Here is a 6,112-nt window from a genome sequence, read left to right as displayed (position 1 = left end):
ATCCAGAGACGGCGGAAGTCGCCCTTGCGCTTGCGACGGTCCCGGTACGAGTAGACCAGGGAGTGGATGACCTGCTCCTTGGCCTTGCGGTAGAGGCGCGAACGCTGACCGCGGTAGCCGGAGGCGCGCTCGAGGATGACGCGACGCTTCTTGTGGGCGTTTACTGCCCGCTTGACTCTTGCCATGACTTGTTCCTATTCCTGCGGTCGGACGCTTCAGCGACCGAGAAGCTTCTTCGCGACCTTGGTGTCGTTCTTCGAGAGCACCTGGTCCTGGTTCAGACGACGGGTGCGACGGCTCGACTTGTGCTCGAGGTTGTGGCGCATCCCGGCCTGCTGCTTCTTCAGCTTGCCGCTTCCGGTGATCTTGAAGCGCTTCTTAGCACCCGAGTGGGTCTTCTGCTTCGGCATCTTCTCTTCCTTCGTATGGCGCCTTCTCAGGCGACGGTGTCACCCCGCGGTGCGGGAGTCTTGTTGGCGGATCTACTCCGCGGAGCTCTCAGCCGGAGCGTCGGCGCCGTGGGCGGCGTCGCGCGCCGCGGCCTTGTTCGCGGCCCGGACGGCGTTCTGCTCGGCCTTCGCCTCGGACTTGTTCTTCAGCGGTGCGACGACCATCACCATGTTGCGACCGTCGATGGTCGGGTTCGACTCGACAGTGCCGAACTCGGCGACGTCCTCGGCGAACTTGCGCAGCAGACGCACACCCTGCTCGGGGCGCGACTGCTCGCGGCCACGGAACAGGATCATGGCCTTGACCTTGTCGCCGGCCTTGAGGAAGCCCTCGGCGCGCTTGAGCTTGGTCGTGTAGTCGTGAGCCTCGATCTTCAGACGGAAGCGGACTTCCTTGAGGATCGTGTTCGCCTGATTGCGGCGAGCTTCCTTCGCCTTCTGGGCGGCCTCGTACTTGAACTTGCCGTAGTCCATGATCTTGACCACGGGCGGCTTCGAGTTCGGGGCGACCTCGACGAGGTCGAGATCGGCTTCCTGCGCAAGGCGCAACGCGGCCTCGATGCGGACGACGCCGATCTGCTCACCCGCGGGTCCGACGAGGCGGACCTCGGGGACGCGGATGCGCTCATTGGTGCGGGGATCGCTGATAGGTGCTCCTTAGACGATGTGATTCGGCCACCGCGACGCTGTGTGCATCGCGGGCGAATTCGGAATCGTCCCCACCCGCCGGCGTTCAGATGCCGGCTTCGCACCCTGACCATCGGCTGGCGCCGATCTGCCGGCCTGAACCGGCGGAGTGCTTGACCCGGTAGCCTGGAACGGCAAGCGCGGGTGGGAAGTGAATCCTCTTTCGAACCGGAGCTAGACGCTCCGGAGCCCGCCAAAGTCTAACAGAAGGCAAGGCGAAGTGACGACTCAGGGTCAGGACGAGGCAGATCGCGAGCGCGAAGAGCGCTGGGCACGGCAGGAAGAGGCAGCGTCATCCGCCACCCGGGACATCGCCGACGTCCCCGCCGTCGAGGTGATCACGACGGCCGCGGTGCACCTCATGAGCGCCGCGGCGGTGAAGGTGGGTCTCGCTCACGATCCGGAAGCCGAGCTCGACCTCGACGAGGCCCGCAAGCTCATCAACGCCCTCGCGGGGCTCATCACAGCCGGCGCGCCGGAGATCAGCGACATGCACGCGCGCTCCCTCCGTGACGGGCTCCGCTCCCTGCAGCTGGCCTTCCGCGAAGCGTCCGTCATCGTCGACCCGATCGGCAAGGGGCCTGGCGAGAAGTGGACGGGGCCGGTCACGTAGCTCGTCCTTCGGGCGCAGGGCTGCCGTCTTCGCTCGCAGAGCGGGCGCCCTCCCCGCTTCGCGGGTCCCCTCCCGATGCTCGCTCCCGGCGACATCCCCGCGCCGTTGCGTTGCTCAATGACCTCTGGGGATGGCAACGGGTCAGGGTTGCAGGACAATGGGCTCGGCGGTGGAAGGTCCACCGCAGCGGTCGGTGGAGTGGGTCCATGAGATCGTGTGCTCTGACTCGGCGACGAGCGATCCGTCCGCGGCGTAGACCCGGACGAGAGCCTCGTCGGGCGCCGCCATGCCGAAGCCGAACGTCGTGTCGTCCGCCCGCACCGGCGTCGCGGGGTCGGACGACGGCGTCGGTTCCTCACCTGGCGCGGCAGAGCAGCCGGCATCCGTGCACAGCTGGATGAACACGTCGTCGCCGTAGGCTGCGGCGTCGACGGTCACGACGTTGTTCCAGCCGATCGCCGGGCACGCGTTCTCTGCGCAGGCGGGGAGGGTGAGGAGCAACACGAACCCCATGACCGCGATCGCCGCCTTGCGCATACGGCGATCGTACCCAACTCGCTCAGGCCGACCGGCGGAGCTTGACCGTCAGGGAATCGGCGAGCACGGCGATGCGATCGTCGGATGCCCAGCGCTGGGCAAGGCGGGCGAGCACCGCGTCGAGCACCTCGGGCTCGAGTCCGTCGACGAGTTCGAGGATCACGACGAGCTCCGGCCCGCGCAGCCGCGCGTCCGGATCGCCGGGCGCGACGGCGACATCGATCACCGCGAGCTCGTGCCCGATGCTCTCGCGAAGCGCGCCGAACACCTCCGGCGACTGGAAACTCGGCTCCCAGCCGTGCCCCTGCGCGATCGCCCAGACGGCCGGGCGGCGGATGACGAACTCGGTGTCCGCCGTCGGATCCAGCACGATCAGGTCGGTGTCCTCCGCGGATGCCGCGAGCGCTGCCCGCACGGCTTCCACTGGGATGGGGCGGGCCGTGGCATCCCACTTCGCCATCGCGTCGACCGAAGAGAACACGGGCTGCACCCGGCGACCGTCGGGAGCAGCGACCGTCACGATCGACAGCTCCTGCGTCTTGTCGACCGTCAGTCCGCTGGGGGCGACGCCCTCCTCGCCCCTCTCGGCGACGAGCGGGATCAGCACCCGTGCCGAACGGAACGCGTCGACCACGTCGACCTGCGACCCTTCTCCTGCCCGAAAGCGAAGCAGTGCGTCGAGCAGCGCCGGATCTGCCGACCCGTCATCCGCCGCGTGCTGATTGGCCTCGAAGCTGCGCCCCTCCCAGGGGACGCCGGCGGAGTCCGAACGCTCGTGAGCGTCGTGGTCGTGCCCGCCGTCGTGGCCGGGCTCGTCAGTCCCCGGCGACATCCAGCGCCTCGGCCAGCGTGAACGCGCCGGCGTAGAGGGCCTTTCCGACGATGGCACCTTCCACACCCAGGGGCACCAGCTCTCGAAGCGCGATGATGTCATCGAGGCTCGAGATGCCGCCGGAGGCGACGACCGGCTTCGGGGTGCGAGCGGTGACCTCGCGAAGCAGCTCGAGGTTCGGGCCCCGGAGTGTGCCGTCCTTGGTGACATCGGTCACGACGTAGCGGCTGCAGCCGGCATCCTCGAGGCGGTCGAGCACCTCCCAGAGGTCGCCGCCCTCCTTCGTCCAGCCGCGCGCGGCGAGGGTCGTGCCGCGCACGTCGAGGCCGACGGCGATGGCCTCACCGTAGCGGCCGATGACATCGGCCGCCCACTCCGGGTTCTCGAGCGCCGCGGTTCCGAGGTTGATGCGGGTCGCTCCGCTCTCCAGGGCCGCTTCCAGCGTCGCGTCATCGCGGATGCCGCCCGAGAGCTCGACGTTCACGTTGCGGAACTGCTTGATGACCTTGCGCAGGATCGAGGTGTTGCTCCCCCGGCCGAATGCGGCGTCGAGGTCGACGAGGTGAATCCACTGCGCGCCCTGCGACACCCACTCCCCTGCGGCATCCAGCGGGTCGCCGTAGCTCGTCTCGGTGCCGGCCTCTCCCTGGGTCAGACGCACGGCCTTGCCGCCGGCGACATCGACGGCCGGGAGCAGGGTGAGATTGGGGGACTGCGCGAAGTCGTTCATGACGTCCTTGTGTGAGCTGGTGTGCTCCGTACGCGGGCACGAGAACCGAGGCTACCCCCGAGGCGGGTTCCGCTTCAAATGCCGGTAGGCTCGGGAAGATGTCAGGCGCGACTGAGGAACCGACCCCGTCGGCCGCTGCTCCTGCCCTGAGAGGCGATCACAAGCAGCAGATCATCAGCTCCGTCCCTTCGATGCCGTCCTCGGTTCCGCCCGCGCCGCCGGTGCCACCGAGCCCCGCGACACCCGCCGAGACGTTCGGCGCGCTCGACGACACGATGCCCGCACCGCCTCGGGATGCTCCGGCGGAGCCGCCGCAGTACCGCCGCGCCGGCGTGCCCGCCGGCCAGCAGGCACCACCGCTGCCGCAGCGTCCGGATGCCGCCCCGACCGTGAGTCCAGCACCACCGCCCTCTCGCCGCGAACTGAGGGAGCGCACCTCGTTCCTTCAGACCGAGCGGCCCGAGGAACCGGCACGCGAGGGCGCGCGCGGAGCGCTCAACAAGATGGGCTTCCGGCTGGCACCCGGAGCGAACGAGCAGTCGGCGCGCAGCGACGAACTCGCGGTCAGCCAGCACTGGCCGGGCCCGAGGACCATCGCCGTGGTCAACGGCAAGGGCGGCGCCGGGAAGACGCCGACGACGATCCTGCTCTCGGCCGTGTTCGCCCGGTACGGCGGCGCCGGCGTCCTCGCCTGGGACAACAATCAGACGCGCGGCACCCTCGGATGGCGCACCGAGCCCGGCGCCCACGACCGCACTCTCCTGGAGATGCTTCCCGAGGTCGACCGCCTCCTCGGCACGGGGGCGCAGTCGGCCGACCTCGCGCACTTCGTGCACCACCAGCCCCGGGAGAAGTACGACGTCCTCCGGTCGAAACCGATCCGGCTCGCGCACGAGAATCGCCTTCGCCCGGAGGACGTCGACGCGATCCATGCGGTGGCGGCGAAGTTCTACCGGCTGATCATCATCGACTCGGGCAATGACGAATCCGACCCGATGTGGCTGCGCATGGTCGATCACGCCGACCAGCTCGTGGTGGCGACGACCACCCGCGACGATCACGCCGAGGCGGGAGCACTGCTCCTGGAAGCACTCGAAGAACGCGACGAGAGGTCGGCGCGGCTCGCGCAGCAGTCCGTCGTCGTCGTGTCCCAGGCCGATCCCAAGGCCACGTCGGCCGATGTCGAGCACGTCGTCGGCGGCTATCGATCTCTCGCCCGTGATGTCGTCAGCATCCCGTTCGACCATGAGATGGTCGACGGCCACCTCCGCTTCGGAGCGTTGGCGAAGCGTACGCAGCGCGCGTGGCTCGCCGCGGCCGCATCAGTGGCTCGTGGATTCTGAGCCGGTTCCGATGCGCGACGGATTGAACGGTCCGTCCATCGCGGATGTAGTGCCGGGCAGGACTCTGTTTCGCTCGGAATTGCGAGCTCTCGCCTTCGGAGTGAATCTGGGTGTGCTCATCATCGCGATCGCCGCGGCGATGTGGGGCGCGTTCGACAGCATGACGGATGCCGGCGGCGACCGCTTCGGTGGAACCCTGGCGATCGCGAGCCCCGCACTTTACGCCGGCTGGTGCATGCTCGAGCCCGCCCTGCGGCGCGGCGCCGACGTCGGCTCGGTGATCATGCGCCTGATGACTGCCTGCTTCATCGCTCCGGGCCTCGTCGCGGTCCCTGTCGGCGTCGTCCTCGCGGTCGCCGTGATCTTCCCTGGGATGCGCGATGCCATCACGGACGCGCAGACGCAGAACGGTGGGTTCCACTACTACTGGTCGGAGGGGATCACCGCGCAGGTGTTCCTCCTCCCGCTGATGGGCTGGATGACCGGCGCGTGCGCCGCGCTGGGCGTGTGCCTGATCCTCGCTCTGCCGATCCTGTCGCTGCGGGCACCGAACGTGGTCGCAAGCGGTACGCACATCGAGAAGGTCGAAAGCAGCAAGCGCGACTCGACATCGGCGTTCGTGTTCTGCGGACTCGGCTCGACGGTGCTCGGCATCGTGCTCTGGGTGTTCGGCGACGGCGGCAACATCCTGGAGTTCCCTCAAGGCGTCCACCGCGCGATCACCACTCAGTCGCAGGGCGCGTTCTCCTGGGATGAGTCGATCTGGCTGTTCGGGGTGATCTTCGTCGTTCTCGGCGTGCTCGCGATGGCCTGGGGTTGCCGACGGGCGCTCTCGGCGCCTTCCGGCGCCGGGGGCGGATAGGCGCAGCCGGCACGGGCGAGCCCGCGGAGACCGCGTCGGGCGGACCGCCGCGACCGCGA

9 protein-coding genes are annotated in these 6,112 nt (G+C 68.8%); 3 read left to right on the top strand and 6 right to left on the bottom strand.

What is annotated here, in order from left to right:
* From rplT to infC, 3 genes are all read right to left on the bottom strand, one after another.
* On the bottom strand, positions 1–185 hold a 185-nt coding region (rplT, locus tag RIN18_RS03395), incomplete at its 3' end, for a 50S ribosomal protein L20 (protein WP_309102533.1).
* Between the two features lie 30 nt (positions 186–215).
* The gene (rpmI, locus tag RIN18_RS03390; protein WP_243232621.1) at positions 216–410 is read right to left on the bottom strand and encodes a 50S ribosomal protein L35; all 195 of its coding nucleotides are present in this window, start codon (positions 408–410) and stop codon (positions 216–218) included.
* A gap of 72 nt (positions 411–482) precedes the next feature.
* Positions 483–1,097: a translation initiation factor IF-3 gene (gene infC / locus RIN18_RS03385; protein WP_309102542.1), complete on the bottom strand. Its 615-nt coding sequence runs from the start codon at positions 1,095–1,097 to the stop codon at positions 483–485.
* Between the two features lie 259 nt (positions 1,098–1,356).
* On the opposite strand from infC, the gene RIN18_RS03380 reads away from it, so the two are divergent.
* Entirely contained in the window at positions 1,357–1,749 is a 393-nt protein-coding gene (locus tag RIN18_RS03380; protein WP_309102532.1) for a DUF1844 domain-containing protein, read from the top strand.
* Positions 1,750–1,890: 141 nt separating this feature from the next.
* Here RIN18_RS03380 and RIN18_RS03375 read toward each other — a convergent pair whose 3' ends face one another.
* Genes RIN18_RS03375 through priA form a run of 3 tightly spaced genes read right to left on the bottom strand, consistent with a single transcriptional unit; the run spans position 1,891 to position 3,848 of the window.
* Entirely contained in the window at positions 1,891–2,286 is a 396-nt protein-coding gene (locus tag RIN18_RS03375) for a hypothetical protein (RefSeq protein ID WP_309102531.1), read from the bottom strand.
* Positions 2,287–2,308: 22 nt separating this feature from the next.
* Positions 2,309–3,118 (bottom strand): SseB family protein, encoded by an 810-nt coding sequence (locus RIN18_RS03370; protein ID WP_309102530.1) that lies wholly within the window; start codon positions 3,116–3,118, stop codon positions 2,309–2,311.
* On the bottom strand, positions 3,102–3,848 hold the full coding sequence (gene priA, locus RIN18_RS03365) for a bifunctional 1-(5-phosphoribosyl)-5-((5-phosphoribosylamino)methylideneamino)imidazole-4-carboxamide isomerase/phosphoribosylanthranilate isomerase PriA (RefSeq protein WP_309102529.1): 747 nt from the start codon (positions 3,846–3,848) through the stop codon (positions 3,102–3,104). The genes RIN18_RS03370 and priA overlap by 17 nt, the downstream gene beginning before the upstream one ends.
* A 98-nt stretch (positions 3,849–3,946) precedes the next feature.
* Here priA and RIN18_RS03360 point away from each other — a divergent pair, with 98 nt between their 5' ends.
* Together RIN18_RS03360 and RIN18_RS03355 are read left to right on the top strand one after the other, a co-directional pair.
* Positions 3,947–5,191 carry an AAA family ATPase gene (locus tag RIN18_RS03360; protein WP_309102528.1) on the top strand — a complete coding sequence of 415 codons (1,245 nt, stop codon included), beginning with the start codon at positions 3,947–3,949 and terminating at the stop codon, positions 5,189–5,191.
* Positions 5,192–5,303: 112 nt separating this feature from the next.
* On the top strand, positions 5,304–6,053 hold the full coding sequence (locus tag RIN18_RS03355) for a hypothetical protein (RefSeq protein ID WP_309102527.1): 750 nt from the start codon (positions 5,304–5,306) through the stop codon (positions 6,051–6,053).
* The last annotated feature ends 59 nt before the right edge of the window (positions 6,054–6,112 follow it).

It is taken from the genome of Microbacterium sp., assembly GCF_031179285.1.
Lineage (GTDB): Bacteria > Actinomycetota > Actinomycetes > Actinomycetales > Microbacteriaceae > Microbacterium.
This window is presented reverse-complemented; position numbering and strand designations above follow the sequence as displayed.

Bases quoted from the DNA above. Each gene is read 5' to 3' on its own strand.
- rpmI (WP_243232621.1), bottom strand. From the start codon at position 410: ATGCCGAAGCAGAAGACCCACTCGGGTGCTAAGAAGCGCTTCAAGATC.
- RIN18_RS03375 (WP_309102531.1), bottom strand. From the start codon at position 2,286: ATGCGCAAGGCGGCGATCGCGGTCATGGGGTTCGTGTTGCTCCTCACC.
- RIN18_RS03370 (WP_309102530.1), bottom strand. From the start codon at position 3,118: ATGTCGCCGGGGACTGACGAGCCCGGCCACGACGGCGGGCACGACCAC.
- priA (WP_309102529.1), bottom strand. From the start codon at position 3,848: ATGAACGACTTCGCGCAGTCCCCCAATCTCACCCTGCTCCCGGCCGTC.
- RIN18_RS03360 (WP_309102528.1), top strand. From the start codon at position 3,947: ATGTCAGGCGCGACTGAGGAACCGACCCCGTCGGCCGCTGCTCCTGCC.